Here is a 22,646-nt window from a genome sequence, read left to right as displayed (position 1 = left end):
CTATTATGGTTCGAGAGGGAGCAGTATGGTTGCTGCCACACCGCCCTCAGGCAGGGCTTTCAATACCAGGCTGGCACGCTTGCCATACATGGATGCCAGTCTTTCATGGATATTTGCCAGACCTATACCAGAGCCTGAACTGCTGCCGGCAAAACCGACGCCATTGTCTGCAACCGTCAGTTCCAGCATGTCCTGGCCATCTTGCTGTAATTGTTTCGCGAGGACAGCAACATGGACAGGGCCTATCTTGGGTTCGACCCCGTGCTTGATGGCATTTTCTACCAGCGAGATCAGCATCAGTGGCGGCAAGGCGGCGTCAGTTACTTCTGAGTCCACACTATAACTGAGGCGCGGTATGCGGGCATGCATGAGGCCCAGATAGGCGCTGGCTGCTTCCAGTTGTTGCTTAAGCCTGGCCTGGGCAGAGCTACCATCATTGCGCATTTGCGGGATGGTGGCGCGCAGATAATCTACCAGGTGATCGACGATGGCAGTTGCCCTTTCAGGTTCGGTCAGTATGGCCGAACGCACACCCGCTAAAGTATTGAACAGAAAATGTGGTTCTACCTGTGCCGCCAATACAGACAGGCGCAATTCTGCTTCGCGGCGAGCTTCCTGTGCCGCAGTCAGTTCATGCTGACGCAAGACTTCTTGCAGGCGCTTTTTCTGACGGAAGAAATACCAGAGATCAATTGCCCCCCCAGTGTAGGTGATGAGGCTTGTAACCAGCAAAAATGAGAATACCTGCATCACCAGTGTCAGGGTAGGTGATTGCGCAATTTTACTGCTTTCTTTATTGTCTTTACTGTCCGCGCTGGTATTCGACTGATTATTCGACTGATTATTCGACTGCTTATTGGACTGACCATTTGCAGAGGATGCGCCAGCATCCTCCACTGAGGTGGCGCTGGTAGACGCTGATGCACTTCCTGGGACTTTACTGCTCGCCCCCAAAGTACCAACTACCGAAATTTCTACATTGGCATCGCCATAGGCGATCAACTTGGTGACATATTTCACGCCCAGTAATACGCCGTAACTGCATGCCGCCCCCAGCAACAAAGCCAGGGTGAGAGCGATGACTTCTTTTTTCCCGGCATAGGCCCGGTTCCTGACCCACACGGCCATTGCCGGCCCCAGCAAATGCAGGGCTGTTCCCCCCAGGGTAAAAGGGATAAAGGCAGAAGCCATACGGCGCATGTCGGTATCTGCCAGCAAACCCACGATGAACGCTATCACGTCAACGATGACAAACACACCTATCCATGCCTGCGCCCGGTATCGATACCAGGTGCGCGAAAATACCGGATAGTTACGGGCGCGAGTCAGCCAGGTTTCGCTCTTGGCCGTCACTTCGGATGGCAATAATTGTTCTGAATGATGTAAAGCTGAGCGCATGGTATCGATGGCTGACATGGCAATTCCTTATGAAGTTTGATTCAGTGTAGGGATTGCGATGCTGGAGTAGGAAGAATGCGATAAAACTGGCCGCCGGTGGATGAAATGCCTGTTTGCGCAGACGAACTATTCAGCCGCGGCTTCCCCGCCTTCTTCAGGCGTGGCTTCGGCAGTAGCGGCTCTTTGCTGTTTGGCAATGCGCAAGATGGTATTGCGTATCGAAGTCAGCACAGCCACAGAATTGAAGGGTTTGACGATAAAGCCATGAACACCACGCTGCTGGGCCGTCTGCAATATGGTCGCATCAATTTTTGAAGACACCAAAAATAACAATGCCTTGGGCAGCTCAGCCTTGATCTTGTCGAGCATGGCCAGGCCTTCTTCATCCGTTTCCCCTATGTCAACACAGACCACCTGGGGTTTAAGCTTGATGACACGTGCCAGGCTGGCTGGGCTGAGATTGGCATCCCCCACTACTTCATGCCCGCCGTTCACCAGAACAGAGGCCAGCAAATTGCGGGCAACAGCATTCGCATCCAGGATCACGGCTTTTAGCATGGTCAGGTGTAGAAAAAGAGTCAATTTACATATTAATGCAAAACTTTAAGTTCATGTGAAAAAGGCGGCAGATATGTCGTATCTGCCGCCTCTCCCTTGCAATTAATGACGCACGTGCTAATCCCTGTTGCCGTCAGGCTTGGCGTTTTTGACATACATCTCCAGCCAGCGGTCTTGCTCCCACAGCATATGCAGGATGGATTCGCGGGCGCGGTAGCTGTGGCTTTCATTTGGCAGCATGGCCAGCCTGGTGGCCCCGCCCAGGCCCTGTATGGCCTGGTACATGCGTTCGCTTTGCATGGGGAAGGTGCCAGAATTATTGTCTTGCTCACCATGGATGAACAGGATGGGGTCCTTGAACTGGTGGGCAAAATTGAAGGGCGACATTTCCTGGTAGACCTTGTTGGCTTTCCAGTAATTTCTGTCCTCAGACTGGAAGCCAAAAGGCGTCAGGCTGCGGTTATAGGCACCCGAACGGGCGATCCCGGCGCGGAAGAAGCGGGTATGCGCCAGCAGGTTGGCAGTCATGAAAGCACCGTAGCTATGACCACCTATGGCGATACGGTTGCGATCTGCCACACCCAGGCGCACCACTTCATCGACAGCCGCCTCAGCATCCATCTTCAATTGTTCGAGATAGGTATCGTTAGGTTCTTTCTTGCCTTCACCGATGATGGGCATGGTAGGCCCATCCAGCACGACATAGCCACGTGCCAGCATGGGTAGCGGGCCGTTATAGGAAATACGATTGAACTTGTATTGTGAGCCTATGACCTGGCCGGCGGCTTCTGCCGATTTGAATTCACGAGGGTATGCCCACATCAGCAAAGGGCGTGGCCCATCGCGTTTGGGATCATAGCCAGGTGGCAGGTACAGCGTCGCCGTCAGGTCTACGCCGTCTTCACGCTCATAGCGAATTTGCTGTTTTTTGATGCCCTTGAACTGCGGCATGGGGTGCGGGAATTGTGTCAATGCGCGCGGTGCAACGTTCGCCAGCAAATCATGCAGATAAAAGTTGGGCCTTTCTTCGACAGACTCACGGCTGGTGATGAAGCTGCTGCCCTTGTCATTCAGCAAGGCCTGCACTTCTTCATAATACGGTGCTTGCGAACGCCACAGACGGGTCGTTTGTTTATTGGTCAGATCGAATTTATCGAGGAAAGGGCGGTCGCCTTCAGGGCTGGCTCCTGTGCCGGTAAAGAAAATGGCGCGGCCATCCGGGCTGATGCGCAAGACCAGGCGGCCCTGGGCATTCTGGGTCATCACCGGGTTACCGGGATTGGTATACTGGTCTTCCGATTTGCGGGCAAACATCAGCTCAGGCTTGCTGTCCGGCACGCCTGGCTGTATGCGCCAGGTGCGGGTATCGCGTGTCTTGAGCCAGTTTTCAGTCACCACAGCAAGGTAGTCATTACCCCATTGCACATTGCCAAAACGCCAGGGTATATCCATCAGCTTTTGGGCAGGTGTATCAAAAGGTGCGGCCTGCTGGAACAAGGCGTCATGGATTTTGCTATTCACTTCCGGGTCACCACCTGCCTGGGCTTCCAGCCAGTACAGGGTAGCCGGTTTGTCGGTACGCCAGCCAAAGTCACGCGGCCCGGCTTGCACTGCATCATTGCCTGTGGGTATGCGTTCACGCAGGGGGCGCTCGGCCACGGTCTTGATCTTTTTGCCCTGGTTATCCCAGAGTTCTATCAACTGGGCAAAACGGTCCACGGGCAACATGGTGGAATAGGGGCGACGCAATTGCGTGGTCAAAATCAGCTTGCCGTCAGGTGACGCCAGGGATTTGATCAGGGTCATGGGACGGGTGATGCGGCGCACCTCGCCATTCAGATTGACGATGCCCAGCTGAGTTTGCAGATACCAGTCCAGGGTATCGCTATCCCGCGCTGTTCTCAGCATGTCGGGATAAATACGGTTTTGCAGGGTTTTGCCGCCCTTGGTTTCCTGCATATTCGGGCCTGCTGGTACTGCAGGCAGGGGTGGCAATTCTTTCTGGTGCAGTGGCGTCAACCTGACCAGCAGTTTTTCTGAGCCTTCTATCCAGGAAAAACCGGGGCCGGTCACGGCATTGAGCTTGTCTGCCATCAGGCGACGGACAGTACCTTTCTTAATATCCAGCAACCATAGTTCTACACCGTTATCTACCCACAAGCTGAAGGCCAGCCATTGCTCATCGGGCGACCAGGCAGTTTCTGCTATCTTGAGTTTGGCTGGCAAGCCCTTGACTTCACGTGCCTTGCCTGTGGAGATATCGAGCAAACTCATGCCATTGCCAAAATCAAAATGACTGGTGGCACGGGTGCGCGGATTGATACGCAAACCCGCCAGCCGCAATTCTGGCTGGGCAACATCGGCAATGCCGGGCAGGCCAGGCAGGGTCAACAGCAAAGCCGTCTTGCGCTGAGGCCCCAGGCGAAACAGTGGGCCTCTGGGAGCATCGACCACGGCCTGCAATTCTGCCGGTGGCAACTGGTAGCCGGATTCCGGTACATGGCCAGCCTGGATCTGGCTACTGGCCGACGCTAACAGAGCGAATGTAGCGGCGACGAACAGGGGTTTAATACGTATCATTAACAGAGCATCCTGATTACAACTTAACAACGAGCTTAAGCACGAGCTTAATCGCAGCTTGACAATAATTTCAGGGCTAATTTGATAATTTTTTATGCCCTATAAAAAACTACCGCCCCATATTGGGGCGGAGTTTTTATTGCATTGTAAGCGCTTTACAGGCTTTTTACAGCTTAGTTAGGCGATCACTGAAGGCTTACTATGGCGAAGCACTCATTTTGCGCCCGGTGCAAAACCGCTGGCAGTAATGTCGAGTTCAGTGACTTCACCATAATTGGCAGCAATGCCGCGTATGCTTTCGGCCTTGCCTATCAATACCATTTGCAGTTTATTGCGTGGGAAATGTTTGTCCACCAGTTGTTTGGCTTTGTCTACATTAAGGCCATCCACATCACGCATGAAGTGATCAATTTGCTCACGTCCTACCCTGGCAACAAACATGTCGCCCAGCAAACCAGCAAGTTGCTGATTGGTTTCAAAACGCGGCGGAAACTGCCCTTTGACATAGGCCTTGGCCGATTCCAGGGTTGCAGCATCAATCCCTTTGTCCCACAGGCGCTGGTAAGTCTTGGTGGCCAATGCCAGTGCCGCCTCGGTCTTGGGAGTGGCGGTAAAACTGGTTACAGCAAAGCTGCCGGTTTCTGACAATGGGCTAAAACTACTGCCAGCACCATAAGTCAGACCAGAATTGACGCGCAACTCATCATTGAGCCAGGAAGTAAAACGCCCACCAAGAATGGTATTGAGGACTTGTAGTGGAACATAGTCAGGGTCATTGCGGGCGATGCCCTTGCCACCAAAGACAAAGGTGGTTTCCGCCGCATCTGATTTGTTGACCAGCCAGACGCGGGCCTTGTCTGCCTCTACCTTGCCATTGGCAGCAATAGCAGGTGCGGCAGTTGTGGCTTTCCATGCGCCGAACAGGCTGGTCAACTGGGCGCGCATGGTACTGGGTTTGAAATCCCCAACAATCACCAGAGCGGCATTTTCAGGGCGGTAATAGCTTTGATGGAATTTTTTGGCATCCTGAGGCTGCAATGCCGTCACGCTGGTGACTGTGCCTGACACTGGGTTGGCATAAGCACCGCTACCAAACAACATACTGCGGTAATAAGCTTGCACGACATTGCGCGGGCTTTCCTTGGCTTGCTTCAGTTCATCCACAGTACGTGAACGCAGCTTGCCAAATTCTTCTGCTTCAAATACCGGGCGCAACATGGCGTCAGCAAAGATGGGCAAGAGTACATCGACATCGGCACTGGCGAAATCAGCATTCAGGGAAGTCGATTCTGTGGTCGTGGTACTGCCAATACGGCCACCGCGAAAATCAAAAGTCTGGTCCAGGGTCTTTTTATCGTATTTGCTACTGCCCAGTAACAAGGCGTCGCCAGTCAGATTGGCCAGACCCGCATTGGCTGCATCACTGACGGCACCAGCCTTGACTACAGCACGTACGGCGATCAGGGGCACGTCATGACGCTCCATCAGATACACGGTCAGGCCATTGGGCAGTTTGGTGGTTTCAAAGGCTGGCAGGCGAAATTCAGCAGCGTGGCTATTCGCTGCCAGCAAGCTCAGGCTGGCCAGGCTGAGGCCGATTATATTTTTACTGATCATCTTCTTATTCCTCCACAGCGGCGAGCACGCCTACTGTTCTTTGTGATTTCTTGAAGTATTTGGCAGCGACGCTCTGGATATCGGCAGGCGTCAGTTTGCGATAGGCATCAGGTGCATCGAAGAGTTTTTTGTAATCACCAAAATACACTTCATATTCACCAAGCTGTGCCGCCTTGCCATTGATGGTTTCCTGGGTGCGGTAAAAGTTCAGCAATTTCTGGTTCTTCACTTTTTGCAGTTCTTCAACGGTGACGCCATCCTTGATGAGCTTGTCTATTTCCGTCAGCATGGCGGCTTCGACTTTGGCAGCGGGCACCTTGTTGGCTGCCACGGCAAAGAAGTTAAACAGACCAGGGTCAAAGGCCTTGCCATGATCCGCCCCCACCTGCGTTGCCAGGCGCTGGTCTACCAGGGCCTGGTACATGCGCGAAGTCTTGCCGTCTGTGAGTATGCTGGCGATGACATTGAGGGCATAGTAATCAGGATTGCTGGTTGCCGGCATCTTGTATGACAGCATGAGATTGGCAGCAGTGGCAGATTCCTTGCGCACGAACACACGGCGCTCGCCTTTTTGCTCGGGCTCTACCGTGCGTACTACCGGTGGCAGGGCGCGTTGCGGGACATTGGCAAAATACTGCTCAGCCAGGCGTTTGACTTCTGCTGCCTTGACATCACCAACGATGACGGCCACGGCATTGTTTGGCGAATAATAGACGTTGAAATAGCGCTGCAAGTCATCCTGTGTCCAGGCCTTGATATCGGATTCATGGCCTATCGTAGGAATAGCATAAGGATGGGCGCGGAAGGCCGCCGCATAGACTTCGCCCCACAAGGCGCGCAGATTGGAGTTTTCCAGACCAGTGCTGCGCTCGGATAAGACCACGCCACGCTCGCTCTCAACCATTTTGGGATCGATGCTGAGATTGGCAATGCGGTCACTTTCCAGATCAAAAATCACAGGCAGTGCGTTTGCCGGGAACCAGTCCTGGTACACCGTCAGGTCATTGTTGGTATAGGCATTATTGGCACCACCATTGGCTTCCATAGTGCGGTCAAATTGCTTGGGGCCGAATTTTTTCGAGCCATTGAACATCATGTGCTCAAAGAAATGCGAAAGGCCAGTGATACCAGGCACTTCATTGCGCGAACCGACTTTCCAGTAGGTGTACATATTCGCATTTGGTATGGTGCTGTTTTCCAGTACCAGGAATTTCATGCCATTGGGCAGGGTAAAGGTTTTTACCTGTTCCAGGGTCACTGCCTGCGCCGCACCGCCGCTTATGCTTAAGGCGCCCAACAGGCTGCCAGCGGCAACCAGGGTTTTCCACTTCATTGTTGCTCTCCCTTTTTTGTAAAATAACTATGATCTGAAAAAGAATTCCAAGTTCAGATTTTTATTCATGGCATCAGATGCATCTTTGCCATCAGAACAACACATTGGCGCATTTGATATAAAAAGTACAGAAACTTTAGTTTTTTACACCATATCTGAATTAAACCACTCCAGCAATCACCTGCAATTCGAATCCAGATGAGCATATCGAATGCGCTTGAACGTCTGGTGTAGACAGTCTTTAATCAACAGAACAGTGGATTGCAGAATCAAGAAGAATAATTCAGGTAAAAATCGCGTAATGCCTTTTGTCTGCATTTCTACTCTCCACGTCTACCGTAAACAAAAAAACCCGCCATGAACACATGACGGGTTTTTTGCTTTTAATGATCAGTCCCTATCCTTCAACCTCTGACTCTGGCTTAATATGACATATCAAGCTGAAATGACCCCGGGTCCGACCTTCTCTATCAACAGAGTAGCATCAGCGCTTTAAAATCGCTGCGACAAAGCTATCTCTGGCCGGTTTATTTAGATAGACTGAATAATCAAGGTATGGGGCTGCATCTGCTTTTCTGTCATACACTTGATCTCCAAGTAACATTTGTCCAGCATACTGAAGATCACCAGGATAAATTTTCCCACCTATCTCGGCAAAAAAACGGTAATGCTTTTCGTTGCCAGTAAAGATGTCCTTCCTAGGGGAATTACTGATCCAAACAGAAGTACCTGCAGGCTTGGAAACGGTCCCTTCATTTAAGAAGTAGGTTTTGCCATATGCCTTGATTCCCTTGGAGAGAGCGTCTTGTAAATTACTGTTTTCAAAGCATGGAATTATGCTTGTGACTTTCCTCAGGACTGGTACGCAATCATCTATCATGAATGTGTCGGTCAATATTCTTTTTGAGGCTAGTAAGTATTTAGCACCCGGCAAATAGCTAGCTTGGCTTTTTTTATATACCAGGTATTGAGCCAGGTCAGCATAAGCAACCAATGCTTCTGCGGGCGTATTGATCAGACCGCCAATCAGGTCTCTGCTGCGCAGATTTTCAAGTTGATAACTTGAAATAATGGTTTTATTGTCTAATGCAAGAATATCCATACGAACTGTATTACCAACATAGGAATAACGAAATGGATTCTCATCTGACTCGGCTACTATGGAATAGACAATTGCACCATTAATCAGATATGCATTGTAGTATCGAGTATCAATTTTCTTTGTATCTCCAGAAACATAATGTTCTCTTGATTCTGCTTGTGATCCAAAATTCAAAGGTGATTGCGCTATCGTGAAACGGTTTTCTTCAATTAAGTCTTTTGCCTCAGCATATGTAAGTGTAGTAAGCAGATTTGCAAAGTCTATCGACAACTGGTCAATGCCCCAATGAAATTGATATGCACCGCCATTGCTTTGCAAATAAAAACTTTCGAACTGTCGCTGATCCTCACTTAAACTACTAACAATTGCCGCTGATCCGCCATTGTTAATGGTACTACCGGTACTCGTACTTCCACTTCCCCCACCGCCGCAAGCGACTAAAAGACAAACCAGGGGGAAATACGACAATTTTCGCGTCAAAAACATCAATTTTTCCATTTATATACGTTGATTTTTATAAGATTTTGCGATTATATGTCATAAATAAAATACGATTAAAGCATCCATATTGATCAAAAAGATAATAATGCGATGCAGACACCAAAGCTTAAGACTCAGGGCTTTGGTAGACTTTCTCGTGGCGCGTATGCAGGCACCTGCAATATAGGAGCATATAGCGCGTCTCATAAGTAAATTGCTGTCCAGCGCTTTGCTAATGCGGCCACTGGCTTTAAATCCTTGTTTTTGCCAATTGCATGAATTTCTCGGTATATTGAGACTTTTCAAGGCAAAGTAATTTTTTCAATGTGACGCTACGAAAACCATTCGGTTTTTGTGAAGAATTCTAATCGTTGCAAATTCTCACAACTAATTCATTGAATGCTGTTTCTGACGCAAACTAGGCGGCATACTATGCATACCAGCAAATGAAACGGCTTCACATCCACACATCATTACAATGACAACAACAATAGAAAATACGCGCTTTGGCTTGCGCGCCAAAATGCTTTTTGCCGTTATTGCCATGGTATTGGCAGGCTTTACCGTGACCATCAGCCTGCTGACCAGCCAGGCCAGCAACATGCAGCAAGAATCTGCCCAGCAATACGCCAGGCAACTGGCCATCAATAATGCGGGCAAGGTGGCTGAGCGTATCAACCTCGCCCTGCATGCGGCGCGCAGCCTGGCATTTGAGCTGGCTGCCATGCAAGCCAGCGGCAAGGCAGACCGTGCACAGGCTGATCTGTTATTGAAAAGCGTGCTGGAAGGCCATCCGGAATTTACCGGTGTAGGCACGATCTGGGAAGCCAATGCCTTTGATGGCAAGGACAGCGAATATGCAGGCAAGGAAGGGCATGATGCCACTGGCCGCTACCTGCCTTACTGGAACCGTGGCAGCGGCAAGACCCAGGTCGAAGCCCTGACCGACTATGAAAAAGAAGGTGCTGGAGATTATTATTTGCTGGCCAAGAAAAGCGGCAATGAAGTCTTGCTGGAACCGTATATGTACAAGATCGCTGGCAAGGATGTGTTCATGACCACGGTCACCATCCCGGTCAATGCAAAGGGTCAGTTTGTTGGTGCAGTCACGGTAGATTTACCGGTGGCAGGTTTCCAGGAAGATGTCAGCAAGATACATCCTTATGAAACCGGTTATGCCAGCCTGATTTCCAACAACGGTATCTATATCGGTGATGCCGATGCCAAAAATGTAGGGCAGGGCATGGGTGACAGTGCCGAAGCCAAAGCGGCCAAAGCCGCCATCAAGGCTGGCCAGAATTACAGCGACACCATACAGCACAGCGTCATGGAGACCAGGGTGAAGCGCATGTACGTGCCTGTACAGATAGGTGCAACAACAACGCCATGGTCTTTTGTCATCAGTGTGCCGGAAGACAAGATACTGGCCGACGTCAATTACCTGCGCAATACCGCCATTTTCATTGGCATCTTCAGCGTGCTGGTAGTGTCGGCCATCCTGACTTTTGTCATCAACAAGCTGGTCATTGCCCCGCTGGGTGGTGAGCCTGATGTGGCAGTAGGCATAGCAAAAAGCGTGGCCGAGGGTGACCTGACTACGGTGGTCACACTCAAGCCAGGTGACAACAGCAGCATGCTGTATGCCCTGCATGGCATGCAACAGCAACTCAAGACCATGGTCACGCATATACGTGATAGCAGCGAGTTTGTCTCGAATGCTTCGGGTGAAATTGCCATGGGTAATATCGACCTTTCAGAAAGAACCGAGAACCAGGCATCATCGCTGGCAGAAACGGCAAACAGTGTGGAAAGCCTGAACCAGACCGTCAGGCAAAATGCTGGCAATGCCGAACAGGCCAGACAACTGGCAGTCTCTGCCGCCCAAACAGCGCAGCGTGGCAGTACCCAGGTCGACAAGGTGGTCAACACCATGGCGGACATTTCTGGCGAATCCAAAAAGATGTTCGACATTATCGCAGCGATAGAAGGTATCGCCTTCCAGACCAATATCCTGGCCCTGAATGCCGCAGTAGAAGCTGCACGTGCCGGTGAACAGGGCCGCGGTTTTGCCGTGGTGGCATCTGAAGTTCGCAACCTCGCACAACGCAGCGCCATTGCCTCGAAAGAAATCAAGTCACTGATAGAAACCTCGATAGCCAAAGTGGATGTAGGTTCTGAAGTGGTAGGTCATGCCGGTAAAACCATGACCGAGATACTGGCATCGGTAGAAGGCTTGTCGACTATCCTGAATGAAATCTCCAGCGCCTCTACCGAGCAAAGTCACGGCATTGCGCAGATTACCAATGAGATAGGTTTGATGGACCAGACTACCCAGCAAAATGCCGCACTGGTGGAAGAATCTGCTGCTGCTGCAGCTTCGCTAAAAGAGGAAGCACAGAAATTATGGCAGGCCCTGCTGGTGTTCAAGGTCAGTTAATTTCTGAACAGCCCGGGCAGTTCGTGCAGTAAAAAAATGGACATCAGAACTTTGTGTTTGATGTCCATTTTTTATGCGGTCTACTTTTTATGCGGTCTATAATCGCGGCTTGCTAAAACTTATTTCGCCGCAGTCTGAGTTTTGACTTTGTCCATGTTCATGACTTGCAAAGCCCCGGCAAATACTTCAGGCTGATAGCCGCGTATCATACGCTTGCCTATGATGATCACAGGCACACCTTCACCACCAAGCTCTGCATGTTTGGCTGCGGCAGCCGGAGATTTTTCTACATCCAGCTCAGTAAATTCGATTTTGTTTTCATCAAAATACGCCCGCGTCTTTTTGCAGAAGCTGCAACTGGCAGTGCCATACATCAGCACCTTGCTGCTGGTATTCTGGAAGTGGGCAGAATAGTCGGCTTCCTGATAAGCAGGCTTCAACCACATGGGCAGACGTGGTGCGACATAGCCTATCAACAATCCCACGGCAATGATGAGAGCATAGGTCAGTATCGTCTTTGCTGTTTTCATGCTGGTTTCCAGATAAATAAAATGTGATGAACAAGTTTGTCATGCAAGCAGTGACCAGCCTGTTGCTGGTCACTGTCGTGGAACAGCCACATCAGGCCAGCCGCTCGCTGGTTGGCCTGGTGTCAGCCAGGTTTCAAAAAATCATTATTCAGGATAACCGTTGAGGCAATCCTCCATGCAGGCAGCCCAGGCCTCAGAACCACGTGGGCCTTCTTTGATGCAGATCTTATTGCAGAAATAAAATGGAGGAGGGTAAGCAAACGCAGCGCTGCAGCCAATTGCCAATGCCAGTGCAATTAATTTTTTTGTTGTTGATTTGAACATCTAAAGTCTCCTTATTGATTGATGGGGGAACAGGACCACACCAGAGCATTTGCCCCCAAGTCAAATACCTGGTTTAAGCAGTAATACCGGCCTTGCCTGCCAAGTCTCAATACATCGGGTACACCTTGAGAATGGGCTACATGTCTTTTTGAAATTATTAATTGAACAAAATAATACCATCAAATATATTTCACTTAACACTATTTAACTATTGCATCCGCACAGAAATTTTGTCTTATTGATATTTATTTTGCAAGTAAGAATGGCAAAAGCCCAGCACAATTAGTTGTCTTCTGAATAAAGCATGCAAGCTGGGTATGCAAGGGAATTTTTGCTGCATTGCAGCATATGTCTTTTTATATGAGATTTTTGTCGTGGTAAGCTACGCGCCGAATTGACTCAATTCACATCATTTACAGGTACGCATTGAAAAAAATTTTGCGGCCAGCTGCGACTTTTATACAAAATAATTATTGGAGAGCACTTTGAACAAAATTCAAACGCCAGGTGCACACACTATTCTGGGACACCCGGATAGCTTGTTCGTCCTGTTCTTTACAGAGATGTGGGAACGGTTTTCTTACTACGGCATGCGCGCGCTGCTGGTATTGTTTCTGGTCACTACCGCAGCCAAAGGCGGCTGGGGCTGGAGCCGTGCTGATGCGACAGCCTTGTATGGCTGGTACACTGGCCTGGTCTACCTGACCCCTATCCTCGGTGGTTTTATCGCCGACAAGATACTGGGCAGCCGCCGTTCTGTCGTATTGGGTGGCTTCATCATCGCTGCCGGACATGCCTGTTTGCTGTTTGATACCCCGGCAACTTTTTACACCGGCCTGGGCCTGGTGGTTGCCGGTACTGGTTTGTTCAAACCAAATATCTCTGCCATCGTTGGTCAGTTGTATACCAAGGAAAATGAAGGCGGTCGTGATGGTGGTTATACCCTGTTCTACATGGGCGTAAACTCAGGCGCTTTCTTCGGCATCCTGTTATGCGGCTACATCGGTGAAAATATCTCCTGGCCTATGGGCTTTGGCCTGGCTGGCGCCTTCATGATACTGGGTGCGATCCAGTTCTATTTTGGCCAGGGTATCTTTGGCGATATTGGTCTCGCCAAATCCCAACAAACTGGCACTGCTGTTGTGGAAACTGAAGCTGCCCCTCATATCGTGGCAGACCGTCTGAAAGCAATTTGCGTCTTCTCTTTCTTCACCATCTTTTTCTGGTTTGCGTTTGAACAGGCAGGTGGTTCCATGACGATTTTCGCTGCCGACTATACTGACCGCAACCTGGTCGGTACCAGTGGCATGCTGTTCAAGATTGTCAACAGTCTGATGACCGTCATACCGACCATCATCCTGACCTGGCTGCTCATCAAATTGTTTGCTGGTACGGCAAAACGCTATCTCTTATCGAATGCCTTACTGGTAGTTTGCATAGGCTTGATCTGGGTACTGGTCATCTGGATGTTGCAACGTGAATTTGGTCTTGATCAATCCAGCGTGCCTGCTACCTGGTTTGGTGTATTGAACTCCTTCTTCCTGGTGATCCTGGCACCGATGTTTTCCAAAATGTGGGAAAAACACTGGAATCCAAGCGGCCCGGTTAAATTTGGTGTTGGCCTGGTCTTGCTGGGTCTGGGCTTTGCCGCTTTGTCGTATGGCGCTTCCAGCATCCCGGCTGGTGCAAAAACAGCGAGTGTCAGCATGGTCTTCCTGATCGCCGCTTACTTCTTCCATACCATGGGCGAGTTGTGTATCTCCCCGGTAGGCTTGTCTTACATCAGTAAACTGGCACCGGCACGTTTGCTGGGCCTGATGTTTGGCGTCTGGTTCCTCAATACTGCGATTGCCAACAAACTGGCTGGTTACACCGGTAGTTATATCGACCATATTTCTGAAACTTATTCATTGTCAGTCTTCTTCCTGATCTTTACCCTGATACCGATAGGTGCAGGTATCGTCCTGATGCTGCTGAACAACTGGATGAAAAAGAAAATGCACGGCATCCACTAAGCTGTTCGCTGCATAAAAAAATCCCCGCCCAATGATGATTGCGCGGGGATTTTTTATGGCTGATTACATTTAGGCTTTGAATGTCACCCACGGTTTCAGCCTGACTGCGGCCTTGATCAGACCTGCGGTTTCTTGCGCTTCTATCACCGGGCCTATGGGTTTATAGGCTTGTGGTGCTTCTTCCACCTTGCGCTCTTCGCGCAGGGTCACACATTGCCAGCTGGCATCGGTATTGCCATGACGCAGGCGTCGCACATCCTGCCTGCGTACACGACGGCCTGCGCCATGGCTGCATGACCATAGCCAGTCAGGGTTGCCCAGGCCTTGCACCAGATAACTGGCATCCCCCATGGAACCGGGTATCAGAGCCAGGTCACCCTCGCGCGCCGGAGTTGCGCCTTTCCTGTGGATGTTCATGCCATGCTCACGCAAGATGACGTTGTGAGGTACATCCACAATCAGGGATGACCTGGCATCACCCAGCACCACCTGTAATTGCTGCCTGACCAGTTCTGCCAATACCATGCGGTTGGCCCAGGCATAGCGGGCTGCCACGCCCATGGCCTGCAGGTATTCTTCAGCCAGTTCACCACTAAGCCCATACAAGGCGCTGTCAGGATGCTTGAGACCGGCAGGCCATTCGGCCCTGGCCCTGTCCATCCAGCGCTGACCTACATAGAAACCAACGTCACGTGAGCCGCTATGTATCATGACGACAATATCGTCCCTGGCCAGGCCTGCACGATAAGCCAGGTGGCGGTCGAAGACGGCATCGACGATCTGCAACTCGACAAAGTGGTTACCACCGCCAGGCGTACCGAGGCTGGGGTCACGCACAATGCCATCGCGATTGAACCAGGCCTCTGGCGCATAACGGCGGGCACCAGCAAATTCCTGCAATCCTATGCAGGCGGCAAGCTCTTGTTGCAGGCGGTCGCGGTCTGCCGTGGCCCAGATGCCGCTATCAGGCAGGCACTCCAGAAAAGCAGAAGGACCAGCATCGCTGAGTGCGGCAAATGCTTTGGCATGGGCAGGCACATCCCGGCCATTTTCCAGCAAGACCTTTTGCAACTGGCGTATCAATGCCTGTTTATGCTGACTGACCTGGGACAAATTAAAACCAGTCGTCAACAAGCGCATGCCGCAATTGATGTCCGTGCCTATGGCTGCGGGAATCACAAAACCGGCATCAGTGGCAACGATGGAACCTACCGGCGCAATACTGCCCGGATGAAAGTCAGGCGTGGCACATGCCTTGCATACGGCATGATGGCCGTCGGCGGATTTGACAGCAGCAAAAGCCATCAATTGTTTTACTGCTTTTTCTTCCAGAGGAAGACTGTCAGGCAACAAGACTGTTGCCTGCGCATGTTCATGATGAAGCTGGAATATGCCATTGGCATGTTCAACATGGATGCCCTGTCTTTGCAGGGCAGATTGCAAACGAGATATAGAAACACGAGGTATAGAAACACGAGATATAGAAGTCATGGCTGCTACCAAAATTTGAAGTACAGGTGCGCCTCCGGCGATTCGGGGGCATTTGTACCTCTAGCAGCAGCGCCAAGAGGAGAACATTAAGTATAGCGATATTTACAGAATGTGCAAATTTCTTGCTTATGCCTTGTGTGAACTTGTGAATATATGCCCGGCCAGAAATCCCGTGAAAACAAATTGTGTAATTTCTTTAAAAAAAATGCATCCAAACTTCACCAGCCCACGTATCAAGAATGCCCCTCGCGATTTTTTTCTCTTTTTTCAATTACAAGAGGCATTTTTCCTACACTTATTTTCCTAAAATCAAGGAGTTGGTCATGAGACAAGTAACATCAGGATTCTCTCAGAAAATTCTGCTCGCCGTGGTCACCGCAGGAAGCCTCAGCGGTATAGCATCCCTGCCAGCACAGGCTTCCAGTCACCGTGAAGCGCCGTTTATTACCCGCCACCCAAAAGTGGATGCAGCAGATTTTTATATGTTCCGCAGCTATGAAGCAAACCGCAGCGCCTTTACTACCCTGATCGCCAATTACTCCCCGCTGCAAGATGCCTACGGCGGACCGAATTATTTTTCCATGGACCCGGATGCCCTGTATGAAATCCACATCGACAATGTCGGTGATGGCAAAGAGCATCTGACTTTCCAGTTTCGCTTCAGCAATACCAATAATGATGCGCAGTTTACTGTTGGCGGCAAGAAAGTGTCTATTCCGCTGGTCATCAATGGCGGCGCAATTGATGGCGTCAACCCGGCTGGTTTGAATGTACGTGAAACCTATACCGTCACCATGGTCACTGGTGACCGCCGCACCGGCACACGCCAGGCTGTTACCAATGCAACTACCGGTTCCACCACTTTTGACAAACCGGTTGACTACATCGGTAACAAATCCATCCCCGATTATGCGGGCTATGCTGCCAAGCATGTGTTTGCCGTCAATATCCCCGGCTGCGCCACACCGGGCAAGGTCTTTGTGGGCCAGCGCAAAGACCCCTTCGTAGTCAACCTGGGTGAAACCTTTGATCTCATCAATATCAAGGCACCTGCCACGGCATTTGATCCAAATGCAGAAAAAGCAGGTCATGATGACCTCGCCATGAAAAACGTCACGGCAATAGAAATGGAAGTGCCTACTACCTGCCTGACTAATGGCAAGGAAGCCGTCATCGGTGGCTGGACCACAGCCAGCCTGCGCCAGGGTCGCGCAATTAACCCGACACCAAGCAGTACAGGTGCGGCATCCAAAGAAGGCGGCGCATGGACACAAGTATCGCGTCTGGGCATGCCACTGGTGAATGAAGTTGTGATTGGCCTCAAGGACAAGGATCAGTTCAACCACAGCAAACCAAGTGGTGATGCACAGTTCATCAATTATGTGACTAACCCTACCCTGCCCGCCCTGGTCGAAGTCTTGTTCGGCAGTGCTGGTGTCAAAGCGCCTACCAACTTCCCGCGCAATGATCTGGTCGCGACTTTCCTGACCGGTATCAAGGGTGTCAATCAGCCAGCAACGGTCACACCATCTGAAATGCTGCGTCTGAACACGACAACGCCGGTCAGTGCAACGCAAAATCGCCTGGGTGTCATCGCTGGCGACAGTGCTGGTTTCCCGAATGGTCGCCGTCCAGGTGATGATGTGGTTGACATTGCCTTGCGCGTCGTCATGGGCCGCTTGTGCGTACTGAGCATAGGCTGCGTACCTGCCGATGCACCCGCTGGCAGCATAGATTTCACTGACGGTGCTTATCTCGACAGCAGCTTTACGGACAATGCCTTTCCTTACCTGAAAACCCCTGTGGCCGGTGCGCTTAAACGCTAAGCGTCTGAATCATCGTGCATACCATACTCAAGGAGTCATCATGAAAGCAAGACATTATTATCTGATCGCCGGCACCACGCTGACGCTCATGCTGGCAGCTTGCGGGGGCAGTAGCAGCCCTGCAGCGAGCAATACGGGCACAGGCACGGGAACCACGATACCCGTCACTTCCACTATCGATACATTCACGCAATATGTATTGAACTTGTTCAGTACCAGCGCAGATACAGCAGAACCGCAAGCCATTGATGCGGCGATAGTGACTGCGCCGGAAGGTACTGAACCGGTAACTATCAACTAGCAGTTTGCAGTCCCCGGCCCGGCATACATGCGTTTTTGCCGGGCTGGTTCCAAACATTTTGCCATTTATTTATTGTCCGGAAATGACATGCGCTCACTACTGAAATCAGGTTTTATCTGCATTGCTTTGGCTCCCCTGGCAGGAATGCAGGCGCATGCAGGTGGCGTACAAGGCAATACCAGCGACTCGCTGGCGACTGTCATCATCGCAGGCAATACCACCGCTCAGATAGGTCTGGCAGATTCAGCAAACCAGGGCATGATCACCGCAGCCCAGCTGGAGAACCGGCCGCTGGGGCGTACTGCAGAATTACTGGAAGCCGTACCCGGCATGATCGTTACCCAGCATTCTGGCGATGGCAAAGCCAATCAATATTATTTGCGTGGTTTCAATCTGGATCACGGCACTGATTTCAGTTCCAGCGTACTCGGCATGCCAGTCAATATGCCCAGCCATGCACATGGACAAGGCTATTCCGACCTGAATTTTTTAATCCCTGAACTCATCCATACCATACGCTACAAAAAAGGCACTTACTATGCTGAGGAAGGTGATTTCTCGGCAGCCGGAGCCGCCGCATTTGATTACAAGCGCAGCCTGAAACAAGGCCTGGCCAGTGTGGAGTTTGGACAAAACCGCTATCGCCGTGCATTGCTGGCCAACTCCATCAACACTGGCCCTGGCATTTTACTGGCTGGGCTGGATGTATCAGGCCAGGACGGCCCCTGGAATACGCCAGAAAATTTCAAGCGCATTAATGCCTTGCTGTCGTATAGCTGGACCAGCAATAAAGATGATTTCCGCCTGGCAGCCATGGCCATGCAGGCGTCCTGGCGTTCCACCGACCAGATACCGCAACGTGCCCTGAATGCTGGTTTGCTGGATAGATTTGGCAGCATAGATCCTACAGATGGCGGCAAGACAGCCCGCTATAGCCTGTCGATGAACTGGAAGCGCCAGCTCGACGGTGGCAACATCAAGGCAAATGCCTACCTGATACGCTCGCATCTCGATTTACACAGCAATTTCACTTATGCACTGGATGATACAGAGAATGGTGACCAGTTCCGCCAGACTGAACAACGCACGGTATTTGGCTGGGATGGCGAACGTCAATGGACACATCAGCTGGCAGGTTTTGACTCTGAAACCAGTGTAGGTATGCAATTCAGGGCTGACCGCCTGTCGCCTGTCGGCTTATATAGCACCAGGGCGCAGCAGTTAATGTCGACCACGCGGGAAGATCAGGTCAAACAATCCAGTGCCGCCCTGTATATCTCCAACACCACGGTATGGCAGCCCTGGTTGCGTACAGTGGCTGGCCTGCGTGCAGACAGATATAGCTTTGATGTCAACAGCAATCTGGCGGCCAATTCCGGCAAGCTCAATGCCCATATTTTCAGCCCCAAAATGTCGCTCATTTTCAGCCTGAACAAGGATACGGAAGTCTATGCCAACTGGGGCCAGGGTTTCCATAGCAATGATGCGCGCGGCACGACGCAAACGGCAGACCCAAAAACTGGCCTGAAAACAGATGCAGATGGCAATCCCGTGACCAGGGCCAGCCCATTGGTCAAGGCCACTGGTAAAGAACTGGGTGTGCGCCTCAACGGCCTGGTCAACAATCTGCAAACTTCGCTGTCGCTATGGCAGCTGGACCTGGCCTCTGAACTCTTGTTCACTGGAGACGCTGGTACGACAGAAGCCAGCCGCCCCAGCCGCCGCACCGGCATAGAAATCGCGAACTATTACACAGCGTCTCAGGACCTTATTATTGATGCGGACTTTGCCATCTCGCGTACTCGTTTTCGCGATCATGATGTGGCAGGCCAGTATGTACCGGGTTCGATAGAGCGCACTGCATCCATAGGTATCACCATGAATCACGACAAATGGTCAGGCGGCTTGCGTCTGCGTTATTTTGGTGGCCGTCCCTTGATTGAAGACAATAGCGTACGCTCTGCCGCTTCTACCCTGGTCAATGCCAAGCTGGCATATGCCATCAACAAGAATGTCAAGCTGACTGCGGAAGTGCTCAATCTCCTGAACCGTCAGGTCAGCGATGTGGATTATTACTATGCATCGCGGCTACCGGGCGAAGCTGCTGCTGTCAATGATATACATAGCCACCCGGCAGAGCCGCGCGCGCTGCGTGTAGCACTCACTCTTAATTTTTAATTTCTCATTTCTGAACTCAGACGCATCATGCAACTGACACGCCCCTTATTCGCTTTGCTGCTCTTGTTACTCATGTTGAGTCTGGATGTGCAGGCCACCCCTTTTATCCCCGCTAATGGCAAACAGGTCCTGGAATATCTGCCTGCACGTAATGACCCAGTGCAACGTGAATTTGCACAGTTGCGCAAGCGTCTGGGCAAAGAACCCGGTAACCCGGCAATTGCCAGCGAACTGGCACAAGCCTATATCAACGCTGCCCGCAATGATGGTGACCCGCGTTATCTGGGCTATGCACAGGCAGTATTGAAACCCTGGTGGAGCCTGCCAAATCCTCCCATCAGCGTGCTGGTTTTACGTGCCACGATACTGCAAAGCACGCACCAATTTCCTGAAGCGCTGCTGGACCTGAACACTGTATTAAAGCAGGACAGGGACAATGCTCAGGCCTGGCTGACACGCGCCACGGTCTTGCAGGTACAGGGCCAGTTTGCCCAAGCCAAAGCCAGTTGCATGCGCCTGTATCCGCTTGCCCCTGAACTGATCACCCTGACCTGCCTGCACAATGTCGGTAGCCTCAATGGTGATGCCGCAAACAGTTATGCGGCGCTTGCTGGTGCATATAAAAAATATGAAAAAAATGCAGGCAGCGATGTCGGGACAAAAATCTGGGTAACGACACTACTGGCAGAAATGGCGGCAAGACTGGGCGATGTCAAAGCGGCCGAAGCCTGGTATCAAACCGCGCTGTCACTGGCGTCACCAGACAGTTATCTGCTGGCTTCTTATGCTGACTTTTTACTGGATCAGCAAAGACCTGCAGAAGTCGTCAAGCTATTGAAAGATAAAACCAGGGTAGACGCATTATTGCTGCGCTATGCCCTGGCCTTGCAGGCGCAAAAATCATCGCTTGCGGCAGCACAAATCAATTTGCTGGATCAACGTTTTGAAGCTGCCATGTTGCGTGGTGACACTGTGCACCAGCGCGAGCAGGCCCGCTATGAACTGCATTTGAAAAACAATCCAGCCATCGCCCTGAAACTGGCGCAACTGAACTGGGCCATACAAAAAGAAACCGCAGACTTGCGTATCTTGCTGGAAGCAGCCGCCGCACATGAACCACAGGCTGCCGCGCCAGCGCTGACGTGGCTGAATCAAAATAAACTGCAAGACCTGACGCTGAAGACCGTGCTCGCCAAACTGGGAGCACATTCATGATATCCGGTATCAAGCACTGGCTGACACGCAGTTTTATTCTGGCACTGATGTTCAGTTTATTCAGCCTGCCAGCTCATGCACACAAGCCCAGCGACAGTTACCTTAGCCTGAGGGCAGACCAGAACGGCATTCACGGACAATGGGATATCGCCTTGCGTGACCTGGATTTTGCCATAGGCCTGGATGAAGACGGCAATGGTGAACTGACCTGGGATGAAGTACGCAACAAGCATGCCGACATCGCTGCCTATGCACTGGCCAGGCTGAAGATCACGGCGGGCGACAAATCATGCCCATTGACAGTCAGGCAACAACTGATAGACCAGCACAGCGATGGTGCCTATACCGTATTGATGTTTGACAGCACCTGCAATGCTGAAAAAATCAAAGTGCAATATCAATTATTTTTTGACCTGGATACCCAGCATAAGGGCTTGCTGCGTCTGGTGAATCATAAGGATGCGACGATCACCGCTATCTTCAGCCCTGAGCAGGCCAGCCAGGAGTTTGTCGTGGCTGAGGTGAATCAGTGGCAGCAGTTCAGCGATTATATTTTTCACGGTATCTGGCATATCTGGATAGGCTTTGATCACATACTGTTTTTATTGTCGCTACTATTACCGGCAGTACTGGTTTTCAATGGTGGTAAATGGCAGGCTGCCAGCAGTTTTAAAGCAGCAGCAATCGATGTGCTGAAGATAGTCACGGCATTTACTGTTGCCCATTCAATTACCCTGAGCCTGGCTGCCTTGAATGTACTGGCCTTGCCGTCACGGCTGATAGAGTCGGCAATCGCAGCATCTGTCATTCTGGCGGCGCTGAACAATTTGTTCCCACTCTTCCAGGGACGGCGCTGGATTGTGGCTTTTGCTTTCGGCCTTATCCATGGTTTTGGTTTCGCCAGCGTACTGGCCGATCTTGGTCTGCCACAATCTGCATTGATGCTGGCATTGCTGGGTTTTAACCTGGGTGTAGAAATTGGACAATTGATCATCGTCGCAGGCTTTTTGCCCCTGGCTTACCTGTTGCGCCGCCACTGGCTATACCAGCGTGCCATCTTGCAAGTGGGTTCAGGGCTGATTATCCTGATTGCCCTGGTGTGGTTTATTGAGCGCGCTTTCAATATGCTCCTTATTTCCTAGAACTTGCATGTGGCCTTCTGCCAGCTACGTTACTTAGCTATTTGGTTATGAGTGCTGAAGAAAACAGCATAATTTGAATATATTGGGGTGCTAGAATGAAGCTTTCCCCGGGCTTGTTG

General features: G+C 51.0%; 17 protein-coding genes. 8 read left to right on the top strand and 9 right to left on the bottom strand.

Features of this window, described 5'->3' with window-relative positions; translation table 11 throughout:
- Positions 1-3 precede the first annotated feature (3 nt).
- The 6 genes from DFR42_RS08685 to DFR42_RS08660 all read right to left on the bottom strand — a co-directional run bounded on the left by DFR42_RS08685 (position 4) and on the right by DFR42_RS08660 (position 9,086).
- The gene (locus DFR42_RS08685) at positions 4-1,416 is read right to left on the bottom strand and encodes a sensor histidine kinase (RefSeq protein ID WP_245936893.1); all 1,413 of its coding nucleotides are present in this window, start codon (positions 1,414-1,416) and stop codon (positions 4-6) included.
- 108 nt (positions 1,417-1,524) lie between these two features.
- The gene (locus DFR42_RS08680) at positions 1,525-1,956 is read right to left on the bottom strand and encodes an ANTAR domain-containing response regulator (protein WP_110254584.1); all 432 of its coding nucleotides are present in this window, start codon (positions 1,954-1,956) and stop codon (positions 1,525-1,527) included.
- A gap of 117 nt (positions 1,957-2,073) precedes the next feature.
- Positions 2,074-4,536 (bottom strand): alpha/beta hydrolase family protein, encoded by a 2,463-nt coding sequence (locus DFR42_RS08675; RefSeq protein ID WP_110254583.1) that lies wholly within the window; start codon positions 4,534-4,536, stop codon positions 2,074-2,076.
- Between the two features lie 213 nt (positions 4,537-4,749).
- Positions 4,750-6,153, bottom strand: coding sequence for a M16 family metallopeptidase (locus tag DFR42_RS08670; RefSeq protein WP_110254582.1), 1,404 nt, complete (start codon positions 6,151-6,153; stop codon positions 4,750-4,752).
- Between the two features lie 4 nt (positions 6,154-6,157).
- Positions 6,158-7,486 (bottom strand): M16 family metallopeptidase, encoded by a 1,329-nt coding sequence (locus DFR42_RS08665; RefSeq protein WP_110254581.1) that lies wholly within the window; start codon positions 7,484-7,486, stop codon positions 6,158-6,160.
- A gap of 484 nt (positions 7,487-7,970) precedes the next feature.
- Positions 7,971-9,086 carry a hypothetical protein gene (locus tag DFR42_RS08660; protein ID WP_170133458.1) on the bottom strand — a complete coding sequence of 372 codons (1,116 nt, stop codon included), beginning with the start codon at positions 9,084-9,086 and terminating at the stop codon, positions 7,971-7,973.
- Between the two features lie 460 nt (positions 9,087-9,546).
- Between DFR42_RS08660 and DFR42_RS08655 the strand changes: the two genes are divergently transcribed.
- Complete coding sequence (locus DFR42_RS08655; protein ID WP_110254579.1) at positions 9,547-11,505, top strand: methyl-accepting chemotaxis protein; 1,959 nt, start codon at positions 9,547-9,549, stop codon at positions 11,503-11,505.
- 119 nt (positions 11,506-11,624) lie between these two features.
- On the opposite strand, the gene DFR42_RS08650 is transcribed toward DFR42_RS08655, so the two are convergent.
- Positions 11,625-12,035, bottom strand: a complete 411-nt coding sequence (locus DFR42_RS08650; RefSeq protein WP_245936892.1) for a glutaredoxin family protein — start codon at positions 12,033-12,035, stop codon at positions 11,625-11,627.
- A 26-nt stretch (positions 12,036-12,061) separates the two neighbouring features.
- Between DFR42_RS08650 and DFR42_RS29125 the strand changes: the two genes are divergently transcribed.
- Positions 12,062-12,199, top strand: a complete 138-nt coding sequence (locus tag DFR42_RS29125) for a hypothetical protein (protein ID WP_170133457.1) — start codon at positions 12,062-12,064, stop codon at positions 12,197-12,199.
- Here DFR42_RS29125 and DFR42_RS08645 read toward each other — a convergent pair.
- Positions 12,180-12,359, bottom strand: coding sequence for a hypothetical protein (locus DFR42_RS08645; protein ID WP_110254578.1), 180 nt, complete (start codon positions 12,357-12,359; stop codon positions 12,180-12,182). The two genes, DFR42_RS29125 and DFR42_RS08645, sit on opposite strands and share 20 nt — an antisense overlap.
- Before the next feature lie 485 nt (positions 12,360-12,844).
- On the opposite strand from DFR42_RS08645, the gene DFR42_RS08640 reads away from it, so the two are divergent.
- Entirely contained in the window at positions 12,845-14,374 is a 1,530-nt protein-coding gene (locus DFR42_RS08640; protein ID WP_110254577.1) for a peptide MFS transporter, read from the top strand.
- Positions 14,375-14,443: 69 nt separating this feature from the next.
- Here the strand turns inward: DFR42_RS08640 and DFR42_RS08635 are convergent, their stop codons facing one another.
- Positions 14,444-15,865 (bottom strand): RtcB family protein, encoded by a 1,422-nt coding sequence (locus DFR42_RS08635; protein ID WP_110254576.1) that lies wholly within the window; start codon positions 15,863-15,865, stop codon positions 14,444-14,446.
- A gap of 323 nt (positions 15,866-16,188) precedes the next feature.
- Between DFR42_RS08635 and DFR42_RS08630 the strand changes: the two genes are divergently transcribed.
- The 5 genes from DFR42_RS08630 to DFR42_RS08610 all read left to right on the top strand — a co-directional run bounded on the left by DFR42_RS08630 (position 16,189) and on the right by DFR42_RS08610 (position 22,527).
- A complete protein-coding gene (locus tag DFR42_RS08630; RefSeq protein WP_110254575.1) occupies positions 16,189-17,691 on the top strand; it encodes a DUF4331 domain-containing protein in 1,503 nt (500 codons plus the stop codon).
- Positions 17,692-17,731: 40 nt separating this feature from the next.
- Entirely contained in the window at positions 17,732-17,992 is a 261-nt protein-coding gene (locus tag DFR42_RS08625) for a hypothetical protein (RefSeq protein WP_110254574.1), read from the top strand.
- An 87-nt stretch (positions 17,993-18,079) separates the two neighbouring features.
- Entirely contained in the window at positions 18,080-20,170 is a 2,091-nt protein-coding gene (locus tag DFR42_RS08620) for a TonB-dependent receptor (RefSeq protein WP_110254986.1), read from the top strand.
- A gap of 27 nt (positions 20,171-20,197) precedes the next feature.
- Positions 20,198-21,385, top strand: coding sequence for a tetratricopeptide repeat protein (locus DFR42_RS08615; protein WP_245936891.1), 1,188 nt, complete (start codon positions 20,198-20,200; stop codon positions 21,383-21,385).
- A complete protein-coding gene (locus tag DFR42_RS08610; protein WP_110254573.1) occupies positions 21,382-22,527 on the top strand; it encodes a HupE/UreJ family protein in 1,146 nt (381 codons plus the stop codon). The genes DFR42_RS08615 and DFR42_RS08610 overlap by 4 nt, the downstream gene beginning before the upstream one ends.
- Positions 22,528-22,646: the final 119 nt, after the last annotated feature.

Source organism: Undibacterium pigrum, from assembly GCF_003201815.1.
Lineage (GTDB): Bacteria > Pseudomonadota > Gammaproteobacteria > Burkholderiales > Burkholderiaceae_D > Undibacterium > Undibacterium pigrum.
This window is presented reverse-complemented; position numbering and strand designations above follow the sequence as displayed.

Bases quoted from the DNA above. Each gene is read 5' to 3' on its own strand.
- DFR42_RS08685 (WP_245936893.1), bottom strand. From the start codon at position 1,416: ATGTCAGCCATCGATACCATGCGCTCAGCTTTACATCATTCAGAACAA.
- DFR42_RS08680 (WP_110254584.1), bottom strand. From the start codon at position 1,956: ATGCTAAAAGCCGTGATCCTGGATGCGAATGCTGTTGCCCGCAATTTG.
- DFR42_RS08675 (WP_110254583.1), bottom strand. From the start codon at position 4,536: ATGATACGTATTAAACCCCTGTTCGTCGCCGCTACATTCGCTCTGTTA.
- DFR42_RS08670 (WP_110254582.1), bottom strand. From the start codon at position 6,153: ATGATCAGTAAAAATATAATCGGCCTCAGCCTGGCCAGCCTGAGCTTG.
- DFR42_RS08665 (WP_110254581.1), bottom strand. From the start codon at position 7,486: ATGAAGTGGAAAACCCTGGTTGCCGCTGGCAGCCTGTTGGGCGCCTTA.
- DFR42_RS08660 (WP_170133458.1), bottom strand. From the start codon at position 9,086: ATGGAAAAATTGATGTTTTTGACGCGAAAATTGTCGTATTTCCCCCTG.
- DFR42_RS08655 (WP_110254579.1), top strand. From the start codon at position 9,547: ATGACAACAACAATAGAAAATACGCGCTTTGGCTTGCGCGCCAAAATG.
- DFR42_RS08650 (WP_245936892.1), bottom strand. From the start codon at position 12,035: ATGAAAACAGCAAAGACGATACTGACCTATGCTCTCATCATTGCCGTG.
- DFR42_RS29125 (WP_170133457.1), top strand. From the start codon at position 12,062: ATGAACAAGTTTGTCATGCAAGCAGTGACCAGCCTGTTGCTGGTCACT.
- DFR42_RS08645 (WP_110254578.1), bottom strand. From the start codon at position 12,359: ATGTTCAAATCAACAACAAAAAAATTAATTGCACTGGCATTGGCAATT.
- DFR42_RS08635 (WP_110254576.1), bottom strand. From the start codon at position 15,865: ATGACTTCTATATCTCGTGTTTCTATACCTCGTGTTTCTATATCTCGT.
- DFR42_RS08630 (WP_110254575.1), top strand. From the start codon at position 16,189: ATGAGACAAGTAACATCAGGATTCTCTCAGAAAATTCTGCTCGCCGTG.
- DFR42_RS08625 (WP_110254574.1), top strand. From the start codon at position 17,732: ATGAAAGCAAGACATTATTATCTGATCGCCGGCACCACGCTGACGCTC.
- DFR42_RS08620 (WP_110254986.1), top strand. From the start codon at position 18,080: ATGCGCTCACTACTGAAATCAGGTTTTATCTGCATTGCTTTGGCTCCC.
- DFR42_RS08615 (WP_245936891.1), top strand. From the start codon at position 20,198: ATGCAACTGACACGCCCCTTATTCGCTTTGCTGCTCTTGTTACTCATG.
- DFR42_RS08610 (WP_110254573.1), top strand. From the start codon at position 21,382: ATGATATCCGGTATCAAGCACTGGCTGACACGCAGTTTTATTCTGGCA.